The organism is Sphingobacterium sp. 18053 (assembly GCF_902706145.1).
Lineage (GTDB): Bacteria > Bacteroidota > Bacteroidia > Sphingobacteriales > Sphingobacteriaceae > Sphingobacterium > Sphingobacterium paramultivorum.
The window spans coordinates 136,527-158,450 of the sequence record NZ_CACSJW010000007.1; the positions used below are offsets into that span (position 1 = coordinate 136,527).

Consider the following 21,924-nt stretch of genomic DNA (forward strand, 5'->3'; position numbering starts at 1 on the left):
AATAAGAGTTCGGTCTAAAGTCTTTTTTCTTGGATCGAACTCTTATTTTTAAGACAGTTTTCGAAAATGTGTTTTTTCGAAAGAAAAGAACTTTGCGGCCTTGATCAACCAAGCAATAGGCAGCCAATCAAATCAATACTGATATAACCATGGATACTCGAAGAGATTTTTTAAAGAAAGCGGCTATGCTTGCTGGGGGAGCTTCTATCTCCCATGTTATTCCATCCGCTATTGCGAAAGCGATGGCTATTAATCCAGCATTGGGCAGCACGTTTTATGATGCCGAACACGTTGTTTTATTAATGCAGGAAAACCGTTCATTTGATCATGCCTTTGGAACACTGCGTGGTGTAAGAGGCTTCAATGATCCTAGAGCTATCCGTCAACCCAATCGGAATAAAGTCTGGTTTCAGACACAAAAATCCGGTGAAACATTTGCTCCCTTCCGATTGGATATCAAAGATTCAAAAGTCACCTGGATGGGTTGTCTCCCGCACAACTGGACCGATCAAACAGATGCTCGCAATAAAGGCAAGATGAACAAATGGTTGGATGTAAAACATTCCGGATTTAAAGAATTTTCGAATCTACCGTTGACTATGGGACATTATAGTCGCGAAGATATTCCATTTTACTATTCTCTCGCGGACTCTTTCACAATCTGTGACCAACACTTTTGTTCGAGCATCACCGGCACAAATCCGAATAGGCTTTATTTTTGGACAGCCAATATCCGGGAAAATCTTACAGGAAAGGCCTTAGTTTGGAATGGAGACTCCGAGTTTAGCGGGAAAGCAACATGGACAACTTTCCCCGAACGCCTTTCGGAACTAGGCGTAGACTGGAAAATCTATCAAAATGAAATTTCTTCGAGTAGCGCTGGCTATAGTGGTGAGGCAAACAGCTGGCTCGCCAATTTTGGTTGTAATCCGATGGAGTACTTCCCCCAATATCAAGTCAAATATCATCCACGCTATCGTCAGCTCCTGACATTAAAAAAAGAAGATCTCGAGCGCAAAATTAGCGAAACAACAGCTGCCGAAGCACTTGAAAATTTAAAGAAAAATCTCAAGCATATTCAAGAAGAATTACAGCTATATACAGCCGAGAACTTTGAAAAGCTCGATGAGCGGACAAAAGATATTCATCGCCGTGCTTTTGTTAACAACAGTGCACAACCCGATTATATGGAATTAGAAACAATGCATTATCAAGAAGGGGGGCAACAGCGCGAGTTACAGATCCCTAAAGGAGATGTCCTGTATCAATTCCGAAAAGATGTCGAGGAAGGTAAACTTCCAACCGTATCATGGCTGGCTCCACCGCAGCTTTTTTCTGACCATCCTGATTCCCCTTGGTTTGGCGCATGGTATGTTAGCGAAATCATGGACATTCTTACCCAAAATCCAGAAGTTTGGAAAAAAACAATTTTTATCCTTACATATGACGAGAACGACGGGTATTTTGACCACTTTGCACCCTTTACAGCTCCAAATCCGGATGATACAGAAAGCGGAAAAGTATCAGCGGGAATCAACCCTGGGTTAGAATATGTACGCCGTGATGAGCAATATTATCCTGAAAGCGGAAGAGAAAGCAATATCGGTCTTGGCTATCGTGTACCGATGATCATTGCTTCACCATGGACCAGAGGCGGTTGGGTCAATTCGCAAGTGTTTGACCATACCTCCAGTTTACAATTCCTAGAGAAGTTTATTAACCACAAAATCAAGAAAGATATAAAAGAAACCAACATCAGCAGTTGGCGGCGTACAGTTTGTGGAGATTTAACTTCGGCATTTAGGCCTTACCATGGCGAAACCATGAACAAACCTATTGTACTAGAACGGGAGCCTTTTATCCAAGAGATTCACCAAGCCAAGTTCAAAGGCCTTCCCATGGGCTTCAAAGCGCTCAGCGCAATGGAGATCAAACAAATAGAGCAAGACCCCAGCAGTTCACCCTATTTCCCAAAACAAGAAAAAGGGCTCCGGGATTCATGTATCCTTCCCTATGAACTTTATGTGCATGGCGAATATCAATCCGAAGGGGATTACTTGGTCACATTTGAAGCTTCAAATAAAATTTTTGGCAAACACGCTTCGGGTTCACCTTTTACAGTCTACCATGCTGCTAGCTACAAAGGAGAAGTTGGAACCTCAAGAAATTATGCTATTTCTCCTGGAGATCGTGTAACGGACCAATGGTCGCTAGACGCCTTCGACAAAAAAATGTACCACCTCGAAATCTATGGCCCAAATGGATTTTATCGAGCGTTTAAAGGTGACACAAACAACCCAGAGTTAAAGATCCGCTGTACCTATGAAAAAAGTAAAAATGAATCAGCGTTTACTGGGCGTTTATCTTTTTCATGTACAAACAATGGGAAAACAACTCAGCAACTTGTTTTTGAGGATATCAGTTATGGAAAAGAAAAAAAGAGTCTGCAACTTAAAGGTGGACAATCCATTAGGATACATTTTGATTTGGCTAAGCAAAATTTTTGGTATGATTTCCGCCTCACCTGCACTGGTTTTCTAAACTTTGAGGAACAATATGCGGGTCGTATCGAGATTGGAAATGCGGGAAAAAGTGACCCTCTATTAAGCCGATAAACAAAACGAATGGGAGCATTTAAAAAATGTTCCCATTCTTATAATGTCTTCCTTATAACATCTTCCTGGAATAGGTAAATTTCAGGAATTAAATTACATATGCTGTTATCCGATAAAGTCCTCCGAAAAAGATCGAACACACTGTACTATTCCTGTATACGACGAACCAGATGATAGAATCCCTTGTACAATAGAATTGCCCCAACAATTAAAAAGATAGCTAACAAATACGAGCTGACCGGATTGATAAATAATAAATACATAACTCTGGTAATTTTTGGTTTTTCATTTGTTACTACAAGTTATAACATTTATCCAAAATATTACAAAAAAAAATTACATATTTTCTTTATTTTTGCTTCGATGAAGAAAATTGCACTATTTATTGGCTTATTTTTCTATTTGCTCGCAGCAAGTGGTGCCTCACTGCATCTTCATTTTTGCCAAGGGGAAACAAAAAGTGTATCATTATCGGAAAGCCATAATATGGCCTGCCCTCTTTGTGCCAAGTCTGCAAAAAAACAGCAGAACCACTGTCATGAAACAGGAAGCTGTAAAGATGTTAAGATCGAAGCACAAAAGGTTGATCACTTCAGCCGAGTAACACAAAATCTTGATTTTAACACTTTTTCTCCCGCAATAGTTACGCTTCATTGGATACTTAATTATTATCATTTCTCTGGGGAGGAGGACGATTTTTCTAAACTAAAGTATACCGATTTTGCGAGCGACAATAGACAGAACCCGCCTGTTTTTATTCTCAATCAAAATTTTAGAATTTAATATCACCTCTTTTCACCGAACACAGTTCATTTTCTTGAATTGACCAAAGTCCAGTATAGTTTTTATATTTCGTGAGAACGGCAGACCGTCATTCCCAGCATTGATCTTTCCGTAGCTTGTCACGGAACAAAAAACAGTGGATTTTAAATCATTCAGCAAAAATAGTAGAACTGAAAAAATAAATCCGTACCCCTTGAATGTGGTTGCGCGGTATCATGAAGGTAAAAATTAAATGCTAGTTGAAGCGAATACTCTTAATTAAAATGATGAATCAAATTTTCAAAAAAATATATACGACAACCATTCTATGCTTATTTTTTCTGGCATTTGTACAGGCACAGACCGACAGTACGAGGACTCTTACCGTGGCTGGAAATTGTGCCATGTGTAAAAAACGTATTGAAACTGCCGCAAAAATGCATGGCGTAGAAACGGCTGTTTGGAATGCGGGAGACAATTTATTGCAAATCAAATATAACCCCAAAAAAGTTCAACTGGAGGCAATCAAGAAAAATATTGCTCAAGTTGGTCATGATGTAGACAACTTGGTTGCCACTGATGAATCCTATGCTAAACTCCATGAATGTTGTATGTATCCGCGATTGGAAAATGGCAAAATACCCGAAAAGAAAATTGTAACAACCGATAACCATGACCATCCACATACAGTTACCGGTGTTGTAGTTGAAGAAAACGAAAAGGGGGATCTTAAACCCATTATTGGTGCCAATTTACACTGGGCCAACCTTCCAACAAAAAACACAAGGACAAACGAAAATGGTGTTTTTAAATTGGACCATAAAGAAGGGTTCAACAAATTAGTTGTAAGTTATGTAGGAATGAAACCTGACACCATCACGGTCAAAGATCTTCATGAAGTCATCATGATTACAGCAAAGGGAAATGTGTTGATGGAAGTCGAGGTTAAAGGAACACGACGCTCAAATTACATCGACCGTATGACACCTGCACGACTGGAAGTTCTTACAGGAAAAGAGTTATTCAAAGCGGCATGCTGTGATTTAAGCGAGAGCTTTGAAACCAATGCCTCCGTCGATGTCGTCAGTGCTGATGCTGTAACAGGCAGCAAACAGATTCAAATGCTAGGCCTTAGTGGTATTTATACCCAATTAACCGTTGAAAATTTACCCGGACCTCGTGGGCTCGCTTCTCCTTTAGGGTTAAATTCTATTGCAGGAACATGGATTGAATCAATTCAAATCGCGAAAGGTATCGGTTCCGTAGCCAACGGTTTCGAAAACATGGCCGGGCAGATCAACGTCGAATTGAAAAAACCTCAAAATTCAGAAAGATTGTTTTTTAATGCCTATGCTAACAACATGGGACGCACAGATGTCAACTTAAATCTTTCACAAAAAATTGGCCAGCATTGGTCCACTGCTGTTCTGTTGCACGACAATTTCATGTACAACAAATCCATGAACTTTAGTCACAACGGGTTTAGAGATGTGCCTGTTGGCAATTTATTCTCTGGTGTCAACCGTTGGTTTTATGAAAATGGAAAAGGACTTATGGTACAATTTGGGGTAAAATATCTCAATGACGACCGTACAGGCGGGCAGATTGATTTTAAAGAAAAGACAGATAAGGGTACAACGAATCGCTATGGTTTGGGGTTTGATATTGAACGTGTAGAAGGTTTCGCTAAAATTGGTTATGTGTTCCCCGAAAATAAGCACCGCAGCATAGGTCTCCAGCTTGCAGGATCAAATTACAATCAAAAAAGCTATTTTGGACTCAATAACTACAATTCGGACCAACAAAATGGGTATGCTAACCTCTTATTTCAAGATATTATCGGCACAGTCGCTCATAAGTATCGCGTTGGTGCCTCCATTAATTATGACAATTACAATGAGTGGTATTTAAAAGATCAAAACTTCAAAAGGAAAGAAGTGGTTTCGGGAGCATTTGCAGAATATACCTATAGTCCATCAGAAAAATTTGATGCCATTCTTGGTCTCCGTCAAGACTACAATTCCCTATATGGTTGGTTTACAACACCACGCATCCATTTACGTTATGCACCGATTGTGGGAACAACGGTTCGAGCTAGCTCAGGAAGAGGTCAACGTACAGCAAATATATTTGCAGAGAATACGGCCGTCTTGGCAAGCAGTAGAAAATTGGTTATTCAATCGCCTAATATATACGATAAAGCTTATGGCCTACAACCTGAAGTCTCCTGGAATAGCGGAATAGCGATAGACCAAAGTATGCGGATCTTTGGACGTGAGGCTTCGGCATCCGTTGAATTTTTCCACAACAGCTTCTCTAACCAGGTCGTGGTCGATTACGAAAATCCCCGAGAGATCAATTTTTACAATTTGAATGGGAAGTCTTTCTCCAATAGCTTGCAAACAGAATTTCGCTTTATGCCAGCACCACATTTTGAAACGAGATTGGCCTATCGCTTACTTGATGTCCAAACTGATTTTGAAAGTGGCAGAAAGACCAAACCGCTATTGGCCAAACACCGTGGTTTTGTGAACCTAGCTTATAATCACCATTCTGGCTGGAGTGTAGACTATACGTTGAATGTTGTTGGACAAAAACGCATTCCGTCAACAGCAGAGAACCCCGTTGAATATCAAATGCCTACAGCATCAAAAGCTTATGCGACCATGAATGCGCAGATTAGCAAAACTTTTGGGAAAGAGAAAAACTTCACTGTATATGTGGGCGGAGAAAATCTGTCTAATTATTTCCAAAATATGCCAATACTTGCAGCGGATCAACCCTTTGGAAACTATTTTGATACTTCAATGCTTTGGGGACCATTAACAGGACGCATGTTCTACACTGGGGTTCGTTATTTCATCAAATAACAGCTCAGCTAAAAAAATCAAGGAATAATAAAAAAGCGGCTTTTGCCGCTTTTTTTACATTAACTTTTTCAATTCTTGATAAAGCTTTGCCGTCGGCAATCCGACCACATTATTATATTCTCCCTCTATTTTTTTTACGGCGATTAAACCGATCCATTCCTGTATTCCATAAGAACCCGCTTTATCTAATGGTGAAAATTTAGTAACATAATGATCGATTTCATCCGCATCTAATTCGTAAAAATAAACAGTTGTCGTTTCGACGAAAGTACTAATCTTACCCTCCCATGAGATCGCTACAGCAGTCAACACCAAATGTTTCTTACCAGACAAGTTTGTTAGCGTTGCTCTGGCTTCCTGTTCATCTTTGGGTTTACCTAAAATTTCGCCCTTATCCGATACGACAATAGTATCAGCACAGATAACCAAACAATCGTCTTTATCCCCAAATGCCTCCGCTTTACAAATAGCGATTTGGCGAACGACCTCAGCAGCGGATAAATTCGGATCCACGTATTCTGCCGTTTCCCGAACGTCGACTTCAAATGTCAGCCCAAGCCCTGCTAACAGCTGTTTTCTCCGTGGAGATTGAGACCCTAATATAATTGTTCTATTTTTTAGATTTTTCAACATCCTTATATACTTTTTACTGTTTCATCCTCATACCAATTGCCTTGTACTTTCATGACCTTTTCGATCAATTCACGCACAACTCCCTTTCCGCCACAAAAACCAGACACATAATGTGAAATTTTCTTGATCTCTTCTACTGCATCTGCCGGAGAAACAGCTACTCCAACAGACTTCATACAGCTAAAATCAGGGATATCGTCACCGATGTACATCAACTGATTTAATTCAAGCTTGTAATCATAAGCAAGTTCTTTCATTTTAGACAGCTTGTCAGTAACTTTTGAATACACTTCTTTGATTCCCAAACCTTTCATCCGCTGCTCGACCCCCTTCGAACCTCCCCCTGTGATAATAAAAATAGGATAGCCTTTCTTGATCGCCAACTGCATAGCATAGCCATCTTTTATATTAAATGTACGTAACTGATGCCCTTCTTCATTAACTTGTACAGTACCATCAGTCAATACACCATCTACATCCAATACAAATGCTCTTATCGATTTAAATTCGGTCAATACCATAAAAATTTATTTTTGTAAAAGTAAGGCATTTCGAGTAATAATTCGCGTAGCGATACTGATCTAATTGACAGGGCCGTCAGATAATTATTCAGTTAAGCCAAAATATCATTTGTGTGTCACAACATAGTTGTATTAGCAACTTATTCTCAAAAATATTTGGATGCTACTGTATATTTACCGTATCTTTGTAGAAGATAATTAAAGGTTATCTCGCTATGAAACACTAACAGCAAGCAGTCAGAAGAGTTATTTACTTGAAGCTTGCATAAGATTTAAAAAAACAATCATTTTTAGTTTTCACGGCACAACACGGCAACTAATTTAGTTTAGAAGCCCTTAAAAAGTCTTTTCATAATTTAGGTTTATAATTGGTTAGTAACGAACCCTGGTGCCCATCATCAGGGTTTTGTTTTTATAAGCATTTTTTCTTCTTCTATTTAATAGACTTGACCGAACCATCTCCCTACCAACATATAGCTAAGAACAATTTTCAATCAATTTTTAGACAGTGATCAGTCACTGATTATTCAGTCTACACTGAGTTATCACTGAACAATCACTGAACAAACACTGAACAAGTACTGTTAAAAGGCCTAATTTGATCACTGCTTGATCCCTACTTGCTGCAACTCAGAATTAAAAGACAAAAAATGCTATGAGCTACGCTTACGTAACAAAAAATCGCTATTGCGCGGTAATCGATTATTTTAGGATGCCCCTTGACTGTTTATAGGTTTGTTTCTATTCTGACTTTTGATTATTTTAGGAATAGCAAGTTTTTTTGTTATTTTACATATATCTTTTTCCCCAGGTACCATCGAAACACAATACCTACAGAAAAGTAAACGATAAACTCATTCTAACATGGATCGAAAAAATTATAGAAAGCAAATTACCATAGGAGTGATAATTTCTTTTTCGCTTATCTTCCTTTCAGCCCTATATTTTTTCATATCGCTGCATCATAACTTAAATAACGAGCGAAGTATTGTTCGTGTTGCCGAAAATAGATTCAATATCATTAATGAAATTAAATCAAGTGTAGACGAGGTAAATGACATCAAACTTGATTACCTGAATAAGAAAGACGCTTCGCTATTTATTCCTTATAAAATGGAATTAAAAAAAATGGATGAACTGTTACGATCTTTAAGTCTGAAAGATGATTTTTACCATGTTCAACCAAATAGCACTGAAAACATCCGTAAAGATATTGTTGCATTTTATGACTTTGAGCAGGATATCGATCATACAAAGGAAACTCAATCCATATCCCATAATATTCACGAGCGAAAGGCCTCAATATTAAATCAGATCGATCTAATGTCGAGAGACCTATTAGACCAACGGGCAAAAAGGTTAGAACAGTCTCGAAATGAACTGCAACTTGCCCAGTACATTACTTACCTTTTCATCGCCATTGGCTTAAGTGGGTTCTTCTATATTCTCGCTAAAATTTCCTCAATCTCTAGATTTCTGAGGTCTACAGTGAAAAGTCAACAAGAATCCAATAACCGCCTCCAACTATTGCAAGACCAGACTAACAGTGATAACTGGATTTTGAATGCTATTAACGGTATCGACGAACAGTTACGCGGTGATTATACAGACAAGAAAATTGCTGAAATAAGCCTACATGCTATTGCTTCCACGACAAAAGCATTAGGTGGGACTATTTATATTTTCGATGATAACTATCAGGAATATCAGCTATGCCACAAAATTGGCATTTCCTCCACACAGTATATCAAACGAACGTTTAAGGAAAACGATGGTATTTTGGGCGAAGTCGCAAACAATCATAAAGTCGTTAAAATAAAAGATATTGACCACAAGCACCTTATCTTAGAGACCTCATTATCTGATCACTTAGAAGCTGAGATTTATATTGTACCCTTCTCTTATGAAAGCCATTGTGTCGGTGTTATGGAGATTTGTTGCCCCATTATCAATGAGAAGGACGAGCAACTGCGATTTAACTTCTTGGATAAAGCAAAAGATAACATTGCCGTTATCATCAAAGTAGCCCAAACTCATGGAAAGCTTGCCGATCTTTATGAGGAACTTCAACAACAAACGGAGGAATTAGAGACTCAACAGGAGGAATTGAGAACAACTAATGAAGAGTTAATCCATAAGACACATTTGTTGGAGGCTTCTGAGGAAGAGCTTCGAGTACAGCAGGAAGAACTTATCCAAACCAATAATGAGCTGGACGAGAAGGCAAAATTGCTCTTTGCACAAAATGAAGATCTGGAAAAAGCCCGTCAGGCCATAGCCCAAAAAATAGAGGAAGTAGAGCTTTCTAGCAAATATAAATCTGAATTTATGGCCAATATGAGCCATGAATTGCGGACACCACTTAATAGTATTCTCATTCTTGCCAAATTACTTCAGGATAACAAAAAGAAAAACCTCAGTGAGGACCAAATAAAATATGCTTCTGTTATTCATAGTGCCGGCTCAGATCTACTACATTTAATTAACGAATTGTTGGATCTGGCAAAAATTGAATCGGGCAAAGTCGACGTCCAAAAAGAACGTATCAACACGAACTATCTTGTCAATTATATTAAAGATTTTTTCAGTGATACCGCAGCGTCGAAAAATATTCACTTCTTACTCGATGTCGACGTAAATGCACCGCAGGAATTCATTGGTGATGAACATCGTATACAACAAGTCCTCAAGAATTTATTATCGAATGCGTTTAAATTTACGGGTGAAAAGGGCGAGGTCTCTTTAGCAATAAAAGCTGAAGCAGAAAATCTTCTTTTTACGGTTGAAGATAGCGGTATTGGCATTGCTCCTGAAAAACAAGAGCTAATCTTTGATGCTTTTAAACAGGAAGATGGTTCAACTAGCCGTAAATATGGTGGCACTGGTCTCGGCCTATCAATATGCCGTGAAATTGCTAGCTTATTAAAAGGGAAAATAACCTTATCCAGTAAGGTTGGTGAAGGTAGTATCTTCACCTTCAGTATCCCGCTAGAACAGGAGATTCAAATTTCAGTCCCGAAAGTAACATCTATCGAAAAAGAAAGTAATCCGCCAACGCAAATTCCGAAGGAAAATCCTATAGTCGAAAAAACGAAGTCGATCGACAACGATGGAAAACACAATAAACTTCTCATTATTGAGGATGATTTTATTTTTGCAGATATTCTAAAAGACTACGCCGAACAAAATGGCTACGATGTATACATCAGTTATGATGGGCAAGATGGTTTACAAAAAGCACAAAATTTACGACCTGCCGCAATTATCTTAGATATTATGTTGCCTAAAATGGATGGTTGGGAAGTTCTTCGTAACCTCAAAAAAATTGACAGCACCAAAGAGATCCCCGTGCACATGATGTCGGCAGGAACATTTTTACATGATGAACCTATTTCTGCAGGAGCCATCGGGTTTATGGCTAAACCTGTGTCAGAAGACTCTTTGGCTGAAACATTCTTAAAAATAAAAGCATCGACTAGTCATCCATTGAAAAAAATTCTGCTGGTGGAAGATCAGGAAATTCAAAGCGATTTTATCAAACAATCTTTAGAAGAACAACATATTCAGATATTTCAGGCTTTCAATGCGAGACAAGCCCTCGATTTATTAGATCAAGAGAAATTGTTTGACTGCATCATTATGGATCTGAATCTCCCTGACAAATCAGGCATTGAACTCCTGAATGAAATCAAATCGAACAATCAATTTAAGGATTTACCCATTATCATCAATACGGCAATGGAACTCACAACAGAGCAGACTTCCGAAATTTTGCATCACAGCCAAGCGATGGTCCTTAAGTCAGCTAAATCAAATAATCGTCTGATTGATGAAGTTAATTTATTCTTAAATAAAATTCGCGGCAATAAGCACGAATACACGATGTTCAATCACTCAGGATCCTCTGTAATTGCGGAAAACAATTTAGCTTTCAAAACAGTATTACTGGCAGATGACGATATGCGGAATATTTTTGCCCTTAGCACGGCGTTTGAAAGCTATGATATGAACATTGAAATTGCCAACAATGGTCAGGAAGCTTTAGATATTCTTGAACGGAATAAACAGATTGACCTTGTTTTAATGGATATCATGATGCCCGTTATGGATGGTTATGAGGCTATCGAAAAAATTAGGGCAAACAAGAAATTTGCAAACCTTCCTATTATTGCTGTGACAGCGAAAGCAATGAAAGGTGATAGAGAAAAAACAATTGCTGTTGGAGCAAACGATTATATTAGTAAACCGGTTGATGTTGACAAATTAATATCCCTAATGCGCGTATGGCTGAGTTAACCGATAAAATAGTAGCAATGATAAGTTTTGAAGAGTTGGAAGAAGTTATTGATATAGTAAAAAATCTCCACGGCTATGATGTGTCCGGCTATACAAGAGCTTCTTTAAAAAGACGTGTGACTAGAATAATGGAACTTAACAAGCTCAATCTACAGGAGCTAAAGTCCAATTTGATCAATCAGCCCGGATTCAGCACCTATTTCCTACAGGAAATTACAGTCAATGTGACTGAAATGTTTAGGGATCCCGATTTTTATAAAGCTGTAAAAACGGATGTATTTCCCTATCTCGCAACTTATCCACATATAAAACTCTGGAGTGCAGGCTGTTCTACTGGCGAAGAAGTTTATTCGCTGGCCATATTGTTAGAAGAAGCAAATCTTTACCAACGTGCGTTTATTTATGGTACCGACATTAACAGCAAAGTGTTAGAAAAGGCAAAACGCGGTATCTATTCTCTTGCAAAAGTTAAAGAATACTCGGAAAATTTTATTAAAACAGAACCAAAATACTCATTGTCGGATTATTATACAGCGATGTACAACGCCGCTACCATTAATAATAGTCTGAAAAAAAATGTCCTTTTCTCCATGCATAGCTTGGTGTCCGATGGCGTTTTTAATGAATTTCAACTGATTACCTGCCGTAATGTATTGATCTATTTTGATACTGAACTGCAAAATAAAGTCCTGGATTTATTCTATCATTCTCTTTGCCATCTGGGCTTCTTATGTTTGGGAGCGAAAGAATCTTTAATCAACTATAAAGACGCTGCTAAATTTAAGATCGTAAACAAAAAACAGAATATTTACCAAAAAATTGGGTAGTAGGTGATGGAAAGAAAAATTCTTTTGTTAGCGGGGTCTGCAGGTGGGTTTAGTGTCATTCTAAATATATTAAAGTCATTGGAACGACCAATCCGCATACCCGTTATTGTCATTGTACATAGAAACCCTAAATATGCTTCTAGTATTGAGGACACGCTTTCCAAAGCGCTTGTTCAAAAAATAAAAACTGCAGATGATAAGGAAGCGATAGAAGATGGGACTATTTATTTTGCCCCTGCTGGCTATCATCTTTTAGTTGAACCAGACTATAGCTTTTCTTTGGATATCTCGGAACCTGTTCAATACTCAAGACCATCAATTGATGTGACTTTTGAATCCGTGGCCGAAATATATAAAGAAAATTGTACGGCTATCTTATTCTCTGGAGCGAATCAGGATGGTGCACAGGGATTATTAATGATAAAAAGATACGGCGGGACGACTTTTGTACAAGACCCTGCGACGGCTGAAGTTCCCATTATGCCTGAAGCAGCTATTCAACTCGATGCACAGGAACGCATTTTGAGCATTCAAGAAATTAAAGACTACATCAAGCAATTGACTTAAAATTGTATTTAGATTTGCTATAATGAAGAAGATAAATATATTGATTGTCGATGATAAAATTGAAAATATTATCAGTCTTACAGCACTGCTGGAGGATATCGAAAATATAAATATAGTGACGAGCACAGATCCCAACGAAGCTTTAAAAATCTGTTGGAAAGAGGATATTGACTTAGCGCTCGTTGACGTGCAGATGCCAGAAATCAATGGTTTTGAATTTGTTTCCTTCCTAAAGAAGAATCCAAAAACAAACCATATTATCCCCATTATGGTAACAGCGATTTCAAAAGAAGACAAATACCTCATTCAGGGACTTAATAGCGGAGCTGTGGATTATCTATATAAACCGCTTAACCCGGAAGCAACCATCGCGAAAGTAAAATCTTTTGTCCAACAATTATTGATACAGCAGGAAATTAAAGAGAAAAACATTGCTTTAGAAGAATCAAAACAGGCCATTCTCAAAGCTAAAGAAGAGGCCGATCTTGCCAGAAAGTCGAAAGAAACCTTTTTAGCCAATATGAGCCATGAGATTCGTACGCCTATTAATGGCATTATGGGCATTACACAGATGCTAAAAAACTCCCAGCTCACTTTTGAACAAGAAAACTGGATCAATAAACTGGATTCTGCCTCACAAAATCTGCTGACCATTATCAACGACATATTGGATCTCTCAAAAGTTGATTCGGGCATGATGAAGCTTAATATGGAGTCGACATCAGTGCACGATATTACAGATGATCTAAACAATCTCTTTATTGATAAAGCCAACTATAAAGGGCTCAATTTTTCAATTGATGTAGACGATCGGATCACAAGTTATTTTCTGACAGATCCATTACGGTTGAAACAGATATTGACCAACTTTATTTCCAATAGTTTTAAATTCACCTCCGAAGGTTCTGTTGTATTAAAAATTCAGCTCCTAACAGAAGATAACCATAACATCTGTTTACGGTTTCAGGTTATAGATACAGGGATCGGCATCGTAGAAGACGCCCTGGAAAAAATATTTATTGCGTTTGAACAGGGAGAAGATAGTATCACCAAAAAATTTGGCGGTACAGGATTAGGTCTTGCGATTGTAAAACGTATTGCTGCACTGCTCAACGGTCGGGTTTTTGCTTCAAGTGAATATGGTAAAGGAAGTATATTTTCCTTTGAATGTACTTTCGACAAAATCAAAGACAAACCGGTAGAGAAAGCAACGCAGGTACTCTATACAGAATTACCCAAGTTCAACTTTCCGATGATCCTGATTGCTGAAGACAATGAATTAAACAGTTTTATGCTGGCAAATATCCTGAAGAGCTGGAATTGCGAAATCACTTTGGCGACCAATGGCCTCATTGCATTAGAAGAAATCAATAAGAAAAAAATTGATCTGGTGTTTATGGATGCCCATATGCCACTCATGAGTGGTTTTGAAGCGATCAAGGAAATACGTCGAAACACTAATCCGTTAATCGCAAACATGCCGATTATTTCCATTTCAGCCTCTGTGCTCCAAGCCGAACAACAGGAAGCGCTCGATGCCGGAGCCAATGAAGTTGTCGGAAAGCCATTCGATCCTATCAAATTATATAAAACAATTGATACTTTATTGTCAAAATTGAAATGATAGTTTCAATTTATCAATGAAATCATTAATTTTAGAACATAAACAAGATGTTTTGATGTTATTTCTCATGAACGCGCATCCAGAAAGGAATTACGTTCGTCATAACTTCATCACTAAACCGCTAAAGGCTGCGGAAATGCCTACAATAAATAAAAGATAAACAAACAATCATTCAAATGAAAAAACTTTTTATGATACCAGCAGTTGCAGTTGCTTTATCAATTGCGTCTTGTGGTGGAAACAGTGACAAGTCTGAAAAATCAACTAGTACAGAAGCGACAACTTCAACCGAAAGCCAAGCAACAGAAACAGTGCCTGGTATTGAAAACGTAGCTATTTCCAACAGCTTATCTTTAGAAGGTAACGATCAAATGAAATATAATAAGGATTTATTCCGTGTAAAAGCGGGTGAGCCAGTAGAATTATCTTTCAAAAATGCAGGTACTATGCCAAAAGAGTCCATGGGACATAACGTAGTTATCCTAAAACCAGGTGTTGACCTTCCAACTTTTGGTGCTGAGGCTGCTGCAGCTGCTGCAGACGAATATATTCCAAAATCAGCTTTATCTTCAATTGTTTCCCACACAAAATTATTGGGACCTGGAGAAACTGATAAAATCACTTTTACACTTGAAAAAGGAGTTTATACGTTTATTTGTAGCTTCCCTGGTCACTATGGTGTCATGCAAGGAAAAATTGTTGCAGAATAACAAATAAGTAAAAAAGGATATTCAAAATATGAATATCCTTTTTTCGATTTATACCCCACTAGCACCGATTCATTGTTCCACAAGGTGCATAATTTCCATTCTTTTATCAAAAAAATGTAAAGTAAGGATCTTTGGTCACAAATCTTAAGTTTTGATTTCCTATCCCATTAATAATCATTAAATTTGTGGTACAAAAAAATAAAACGTAATCAATGCAATACGACGTAATTGTAATCGGAAGTGGTCCAGGCGGATATGTAGGAGCTATCCGTTGTGCCCAATTAGGATTAAAAACAGCTGTTATTGAAAAATATAGCACATTTGGTGGTACTTGTCTTAACGTTGGATGTATTCCTTCAAAAGCGCTTTTAGATTCTTCGGAGCATTACCACAATGCTGCGCACAATTTTGATGCATTCGGCATCAGCTTGAAAGACCTGAAAGTAGACATGGCAAAAATGATTGCTCGTAAAGACGATGTCATTGGCCAAAATACTGCTGGTATCACCTTCTTATTCAAGAAGAATAAAATTGACAGTTTTCAGGGTGTGGGTTCATTTGTGGACAAAAACACCATCAAAATAACGAAAGCAGATGGTTCTACAGAGCAGATCACTGGTAAAAATGTAATTATCGCAACGGGATCGAAACCGACTTCATTGCCTTTCTTACCTGTTGATAAAAAAAGAATCATTACCTCAACCGAAGCACTTAACCTAAAAGAGATACCTAAACACCTTATTGTCATTGGTGGCGGTGTTATTGGTTTGGAATTAGGCTCAGTTTATGCTCGTTTGGGTTCAAAAGTTTCAGTTGTTGAATTTGCAAAATCTATCATCGGTACAATGGATGGTGGCTTAGGAAAAGAACTACAACGTGTTTTGAAAAAATCGTTGGGCATGGAGTTCTATTTAGGTCATAAAGTGACTGGAGCTTCCGCGAAAGGTAAAGTTGTAAAAGTAACTGCTGAAGATCCAAAAGGACAAGAAGTAACTTTAGAAGGTGATTATTGTATCGTAGCCGTTGGTCGTACCGCATATTCTGAAGGCTTAGGATTAGAAAATATCGGCATCACAGTAGAAGAAAGAGGTAAGAAGATCCCAGTTAATGCCCATCTGGAAACAGCTGTACAAGGTGTATTTGCAATTGGTGATGTGATCACTGGAGCAATGTTGGCACACAAAGCTGAGGACGAAGGTGTATATGTTGCTGAATATATCGCAGGTCAAAAACCACATATTGATTATAATTTGATTCCAGGTGTTGTTTATACTTGGCCTGAAGTTGCTTCTGTTGGAAAGACTGAAGAGCAACTTAAAGAGGCAGGTGTAAAATACAAAGCTGGATCATTCTCTTTCAAAGCTTCTGGTCGTGCAAAAGCATCTGGTGACACCGATGGTTTTGTAAAAGTACTGGCAGACGCGACAACTGACGAAGTATTAGGTGTACATATGATTGGTCCTCGTGCAGCAGATATGATTGGTGAGGCAACCGTAGCCATGGAATACCGTGCATCTGCAGAAGATATCGCACGTATTTGTCATGCACACCCAACCTATACTGAAGCAATCAAAGAGGCGGCACTAGCAGCTACAGCAAACAGAGCAATACACGCTTAGGCGATAAATATCGAATATTCAAGGGGGAAAAGGAAACTTTTCCCCCTTGTCATAAATACCTATATACGATGAATTTTTATACAAGAAAATGGGTCAAACCCGAAGACCTAAATCCCAATGGAACATTATTTGGAGGAACACTACTGCGATGGATTGATGAAGAAGCGGTCATTTATGCTATCGTTCAATTAGGAAATCCCAAAGTGGTTACGAAATTTATTTCAGAAATAAACTTTGTAAGCTCAGCCAAGCAAGGCGATATTCTCGAACTGGGTATTGAAGCGATTAATTTTGGAACAACATCGTTAACGATGCGCTGCGAGGTCCGCAATAAAATATCCAGGAAAACAATTCTATCGATCGATAAATTGGTCTTTGTAAACCTGGATGAGGATGGTAACTCCGCTCCTCACGGAAAAGATAGCATTACCTATGCTTATATGGGGATTGAGAAGACAGGTAGAGATGATTAAACATCTCCCCTGTCTTTATAAATTTAGTATATCCACTCATTAGCGACGGAAACACTTATTCGTCTTATATACTGGTATTCTTTTAATCTATCCTCTACCCAATTCCTTGCGGAAATTCAGCTATTAGAATTTTAGAGAAAAAGACTAAGATTTTTGTCTTTTTCCCTCGATCTCTTTTTTAAGATCTAATTCCACCCAAAAGCCAAAAATAGGGATCAAAGAAGCCAAGAAATATTTCACGGCCTTTAATATAGGCCACTTGTATTCTACAGTTGACATGATCAGCATGACGACGAAGATAACGACAAAGAAGCCATGAATGGAACCGGCTATTTTGACTGCTTCGGGGATTCCCGCAAAATACTTCAACGGCATAGCAATAAAAAACAAGCAAATGGTGGAGATTGCTTCCCACAGAGCGATCTGTCTGAATATTCTTAACATAATGATAAACTGTGTATTGTGAATTTCAAAAATAAGACTCTAAATACGGTTTATCTATTATTTTTCCCCCTTTTACCAAGATGTGACATTGACCTAGAAACAGCGACAGTGTTTTATCAGAAACCGCCAATTTTACAATAAATAGTTCATATTCATCAGAAAAAATGCGTACTTTTGAATGAATATATGCTTCACATATTTTGTCATTTGAAGCTATAACACTCAACTACAGAATATTTATTTATATGAATTACGACATCATTGTAATCGGTAGTGGTCCAGGCGGGTATGTTGCTGCCATTAGAGCCGCTCAGTTAGGGTTCAAAACAGCGATTATTGAACGCGAATCATTAGGCGGAATCTGTCTAAACTGGGGCTGTATCCCTACAAAAGCATTATTGAAAAGTGCTCAGGTATTTGAATATTTAAACCATGCCGCTGATTACGGCATCAATGTTCAAGGTGGTGAGGCTGATTTTGACGCTATTGTCAAAAGAAGTCGCGGGGTTGCTGAAGGAATGAGTAAAGGTATTCAGTTCTTGATGAAAAAGAATAAAATCGACGTCATCAATGGAACTGCAAAAATTAAAAAAGGTGGTAAAATCGATGTGAAAGCAGCAGACGGTTCTACTAAAGAATATTCGGCAAAACATACCATCCTAGCGACTGGTGCACGTTCACGTGAATTGCCTAATTTACCTCAAGATGGTAAAAAAATTATCGGCTACCGTCAAGCAATGACACTTCCTAAACAACCAAAATCTCTAGTTGTTGTTGGTTCAGGTGCTATCGGTGTTGAATTTGCTTATTTCTATAATGCAATCGGAACAAAAGTAACTATCGTAGAATTTATGGATAGAATCGTTCCTGTTGAAGATGAAGAAATTTCAAAACAATTAGAGAAAAGCTTAAAGAAACAAGGTATCACCATCTTAACGAAGTCTGAAGTTCAATCCGTTGACACAACAGGTGAGTTGAGCAAAGTTTCTATCAAAACAGAAAAAGGCATTGAAGTTATCGAAGCAGAGATTGTATTATCGGCTGTTGGTATCGCTCCAAATATCGAAAATATCGGCTTGGAAGAGGTTGGTGTAAAAACTGATCGCGGCCGCGTTGTTGTAGATGATTTCTACAAAACAAACATCGAAGGTGTATATGCTATCGGTGACATCGTTAAAGGCCAAGCCTTGGCTCACGTTGCCTCAGCAGAAGGGATCACTTGTGTTGAAAAAATCAAAGGTCTACATGTTGAACCTATTGACTACAATAATATCCCTGGCTGTACATATTGCTCCCCAGAAATTGCTTCTGTAGGTTATACCGAAAAAGCGGCGAAAGAAGCCGGCTATGAAATTAAAGTTGGTAAATTCCCATTCTCAGCTTCAGGAAAAGCTTCAGCTGCTGGTGCGAAAGATGGCTTTGTTAAAGTTATCTTTGACGCTAAATATGGTGAGTTTCTAGGCGCACACCTTATCGGAGCCAATGTTACAGAAATGATTGCAGAAGTTGTTGTTGCCCGCAAACTGGAAACAACAGGTCATGAAATGATTAAAACGATCCATCCTCACCCAACAATGAGTGAAGCGATTATGGAAGCTTGTGCTGATGCTTACGGTGAAGTCATTCACTTGTAGTATTAAAACAAATAAAAGTAAAAAGGGGAAAATCTAACGATTTTCCCCTTTTTACTTTTATGACCGAATGGATAATAGCGATTACATAACCAATCGCGACTTAAAGACGATTTGTTGATCGACAATTTCGGTGTTGTCAATGCGTTCAAATAAAATTTCAGCCGCTTTACGCGCTTGCATTCCCGGAAATTGCTCTATGCGTCCCATTGGCGGATTTTCCATATATTGCCATAACGGATAGTTCGCATAACTAATAAAGAAAATATCTTGATTTAAGACAAGCCCCTTTTGTCTGGCCGCTTTCATCAAATCAAGTGTAACAAAGTCATTAAAAGATATAATTGCAGAAGGTCGCTCAGACATTGCGAATATACTATCCATAGCCTTTTCATTTCCTTCCGTACTCAGGTCTGTTTCGATGATATTCTTTTCTAGAATATCCATCCCATTCCTTTTCATGGCAGATAAATAAGCTACTTTTCGATCTTCACTAGCCGGCAAGGTTTTCGGCCCATTTACAAGTGCAATAACTTTATGTCCACGCGCTACGAAAGCATCCACAGCTTCGTTCATACCCGTAGAAAGATCGCTTTGTACTTTATTGATATTGGGTAAACTAGGCACACAGTCAAAGAAGACAATCGGGATACCAGACGCTTCCAATTTCTCAATGAATTCTAAATTGGTCGTCTTTTTACCTATAGACATCAAAATCCCATCGACACGATGGTTTTTAAATGTTTTTAAGATCTGCTCTTCACGCTCGGGGTCATCCAGTGATTGTCCCATCAGCACAGTATATCGATGTTCTGATGCAACATTTTCAATTTCACTAATGGCGAAAGAAAAAAACGGTTCAGACAGACTCGGTAAAATAACAGCAATCGTAAATGTTTTACGCTGCTTGAAGAATATAGCCGTTTGATTGGGTTCATAATTCAATTCTTCGGCCATTTTTTTTACGCGCATTGTTGTTACCAATCCAATACTAGGATGATCATTCAATGCTCTAGAAACCGTCGAAGGACTGATTTTCAGCTTCTTGGCAATTTCTTTAATCGTGGCAGGCTTGTTCACTTTATTCATAAATCCAAGGGCTTTATATAAAAATAGGGCTTTTATATCCCTAATCATAATTTTTTTTCAACAATATTGACGACGATTTTAATGACAATTATTGTTGGTAGATTAAACAAAGATACTTACTGTAAACTTAGTCTACAAATTGAATTGCGGTCGTTTCTACGGTAAACTCATGGGCAAGGAACTCCAGTGGTTCAATTCCCCTAAAAACGAGTTCATCCAGAAAGTAAACTTTTATCTCATCCCCATATTCACCCCAATCCACAAATTTAACTTTATTGAGTTGTTCTAGCGGATTTCCTTTCGTCAAAATACAAACATGTTTATCTGCGGCTTTTAACTGCCTAAACAGCGTATTAATATGATCAAACAAATGTAACCGTAGCGGCAAAATTGCATTGACATGAAGCCGCTCAAAATTCTCCTTATATTTTTGATCAAATCCAAAAGTTTGCTGCGCATGTTCGAACAATAAATTCTCACCCTGATGCTCAAGGTGATTTTTCATAAATTGAACCAAATGTGCTTGAGCCGGAACAGTCTCTGTAAATTCTATAAAATTAGCAAAAAGATAATATACTTGAAGTAAGTAATCCCTTTTAGGAAAAACAACATCATCTAATTCAAAAACATATACCTTTTTTTCTTCTGGGAACATCATGATATGTAAAAGCTTAAAATTAAGAGCTGTGTCGACATTGTTAAAACCTTAATGACACTGGCCACAAAAATAAGATTCTATTTGGATACACAGATTAACGCTAAATCCTCGCCTGAATCCGAAGCAACAAACAAGCCATCCAATGATCTTTCGAAAGTCGCCGAATCCAATAAACTGTTGCCCTTTGACAGGAGTCTATAAGGCAAATCAGCAGGCGGATTTTCCATAACAGGAATAGTTTCAAGCAGATCTTTATCGGGGACAAGAACTGAAATCTGATATTCCTCAAATAAAACTTTGGCTGTGGACAATGGTTCCAGCTCAAAACCACCTAAAGGCAGCACATAATCAACCTCTTGGTCTAAACTTAATTTGAGTATCTCATGTGCAAAAGTAGGAAGAAGACCTTTTGGAATTTTGGCATATTTCCCTGATGCTAAAAGCAATTCGGGAATATCTTCTGAACTTGCATATAATATTTCGAAATCAGCCCCAAGTCTTTTAGCGATACGCATCGCCAAAGGTCTGGTTCCGAAAGTTATTAGTATTTTCTTCATTAAAAATATAATTATAATCTGGATTACT

17 protein-coding genes are annotated in these 21,924 nt (G+C 38.1%); 11 read left to right on the forward strand and 6 right to left on the reverse strand.

Features of this window, described 5'->3' with window-relative positions:
- The first annotated feature begins 149 nt into the window (after positions 1-149).
- The 3 genes from GVK91_RS17535 to GVK91_RS17545 all read left to right on the forward strand — a co-directional run bounded on the left by GVK91_RS17535 (position 150) and on the right by GVK91_RS17545 (position 6,247).
- Positions 150-2,615 (forward strand): phosphocholine-specific phospholipase C, encoded by a 2,466-nt coding sequence (locus tag GVK91_RS17535; protein ID WP_159730500.1) that lies wholly within the window; start codon positions 150-152, stop codon positions 2,613-2,615.
- A gap of 183 nt (positions 2,616-2,798) precedes the next feature.
- A complete protein-coding gene (locus GVK91_RS17540; RefSeq protein WP_153846009.1) occupies positions 2,799-3,398 on the forward strand; it encodes a hypothetical protein in 600 nt (199 codons plus the stop codon).
- A gap of 263 nt (positions 3,399-3,661) precedes the next feature.
- On the forward strand, positions 3,662-6,247 hold the full coding sequence (locus GVK91_RS17545) for a carboxypeptidase-like regulatory domain-containing protein (RefSeq protein ID WP_159730503.1): 2,586 nt from the start codon (positions 3,662-3,664) through the stop codon (positions 6,245-6,247).
- Positions 6,248-6,301: 54 nt separating this feature from the next.
- Here the strand turns inward: GVK91_RS17545 and GVK91_RS17550 are convergent, their stop codons facing one another.
- Together GVK91_RS17550 and GVK91_RS17555 are read right to left on the reverse strand one after the other, a co-directional pair.
- Positions 6,302-6,880 carry a nucleoside triphosphate pyrophosphatase gene (locus GVK91_RS17550; RefSeq protein WP_153846011.1) on the reverse strand — a complete coding sequence of 193 codons (579 nt, stop codon included), beginning with the start codon at positions 6,878-6,880 and terminating at the stop codon, positions 6,302-6,304.
- A 2-nt stretch (positions 6,881-6,882) separates the two neighbouring features.
- Entirely contained in the window at positions 6,883-7,401 is a 519-nt protein-coding gene (locus GVK91_RS17555; protein ID WP_153846012.1) for an HAD family hydrolase, read from the reverse strand.
- 864 nt (positions 7,402-8,265) lie between these two features.
- Here GVK91_RS17555 and GVK91_RS17560 point away from each other — a divergent pair.
- The 7 genes from GVK91_RS17560 (at position 8,266) to GVK91_RS17590 (ending at position 17,517) form a co-directional block, all read left to right on the forward strand.
- A complete protein-coding gene (locus tag GVK91_RS17560) occupies positions 8,266-11,697 on the forward strand; it encodes a response regulator (RefSeq protein WP_153846013.1) in 3,432 nt (1,143 codons plus the stop codon).
- Positions 11,698-11,714: 17 nt separating this feature from the next.
- A complete protein-coding gene (locus GVK91_RS17565) occupies positions 11,715-12,524 on the forward strand; it encodes a protein-glutamate O-methyltransferase CheR (RefSeq protein WP_159730505.1) in 810 nt (269 codons plus the stop codon).
- 6 nt (positions 12,525-12,530) lie between these two features.
- A complete protein-coding gene (locus GVK91_RS17570; protein ID WP_200845652.1) occupies positions 12,531-13,091 on the forward strand; it encodes a chemotaxis protein CheB in 561 nt (186 codons plus the stop codon).
- A gap of 22 nt (positions 13,092-13,113) precedes the next feature.
- The gene (locus GVK91_RS17575) at positions 13,114-14,715 is read left to right on the forward strand and encodes a response regulator (RefSeq protein ID WP_153846016.1); all 1,602 of its coding nucleotides are present in this window, start codon (positions 13,114-13,116) and stop codon (positions 14,713-14,715) included.
- Between the two features lie 176 nt (positions 14,716-14,891).
- Positions 14,892-15,425 (forward strand): plastocyanin/azurin family copper-binding protein, encoded by a 534-nt coding sequence (locus GVK91_RS17580; RefSeq protein ID WP_075991088.1) that lies wholly within the window; start codon positions 14,892-14,894, stop codon positions 15,423-15,425.
- A gap of 212 nt (positions 15,426-15,637) precedes the next feature.
- Complete coding sequence (gene lpdA / locus GVK91_RS17585; RefSeq protein ID WP_159730507.1) at positions 15,638-17,044, forward strand: dihydrolipoyl dehydrogenase; 1,407 nt, start codon at positions 15,638-15,640, stop codon at positions 17,042-17,044.
- A gap of 68 nt (positions 17,045-17,112) precedes the next feature.
- Positions 17,113-17,517 carry an acyl-CoA thioesterase gene (locus GVK91_RS17590; protein ID WP_153846018.1) on the forward strand — a complete coding sequence of 135 codons (405 nt, stop codon included), beginning with the start codon at positions 17,113-17,115 and terminating at the stop codon, positions 17,515-17,517.
- Between the two features lie 144 nt (positions 17,518-17,661).
- On the opposite strand, the gene GVK91_RS17595 is transcribed toward GVK91_RS17590, so the two are convergent.
- On the reverse strand, positions 17,662-17,961 hold the full coding sequence (locus GVK91_RS17595) for a DUF3817 domain-containing protein (RefSeq protein WP_046674086.1): 300 nt from the start codon (positions 17,959-17,961) through the stop codon (positions 17,662-17,664).
- A gap of 245 nt (positions 17,962-18,206) precedes the next feature.
- Here GVK91_RS17595 and lpdA (GVK91_RS17600) point away from each other — a divergent pair, with 245 nt between their 5' ends.
- Positions 18,207-19,595 (forward strand): dihydrolipoyl dehydrogenase, encoded by a 1,389-nt coding sequence (gene lpdA / locus GVK91_RS17600; protein ID WP_159730509.1) that lies wholly within the window; start codon positions 18,207-18,209, stop codon positions 19,593-19,595.
- A gap of 81 nt (positions 19,596-19,676) precedes the next feature.
- On the opposite strand, the gene GVK91_RS17605 is transcribed toward lpdA (GVK91_RS17600), so the two are convergent.
- From GVK91_RS17605 to GVK91_RS17615, 3 genes are all read right to left on the reverse strand, one after another.
- A complete protein-coding gene (locus GVK91_RS17605; protein ID WP_120333605.1) occupies positions 19,677-20,681 on the reverse strand; it encodes a LacI family DNA-binding transcriptional regulator in 1,005 nt (334 codons plus the stop codon).
- A 127-nt stretch (positions 20,682-20,808) separates the two neighbouring features.
- Entirely contained in the window at positions 20,809-21,339 is a 531-nt protein-coding gene (locus tag GVK91_RS17610; RefSeq protein WP_153846020.1) for an HAD family hydrolase, read from the reverse strand.
- Positions 21,340-21,416: 77 nt separating this feature from the next.
- Positions 21,417-21,896, reverse strand: a complete 480-nt coding sequence (locus GVK91_RS17615; RefSeq protein ID WP_153846021.1) for a hypothetical protein — start codon at positions 21,894-21,896, stop codon at positions 21,417-21,419.
- Positions 21,897-21,924 lie beyond the last annotated feature (28 nt).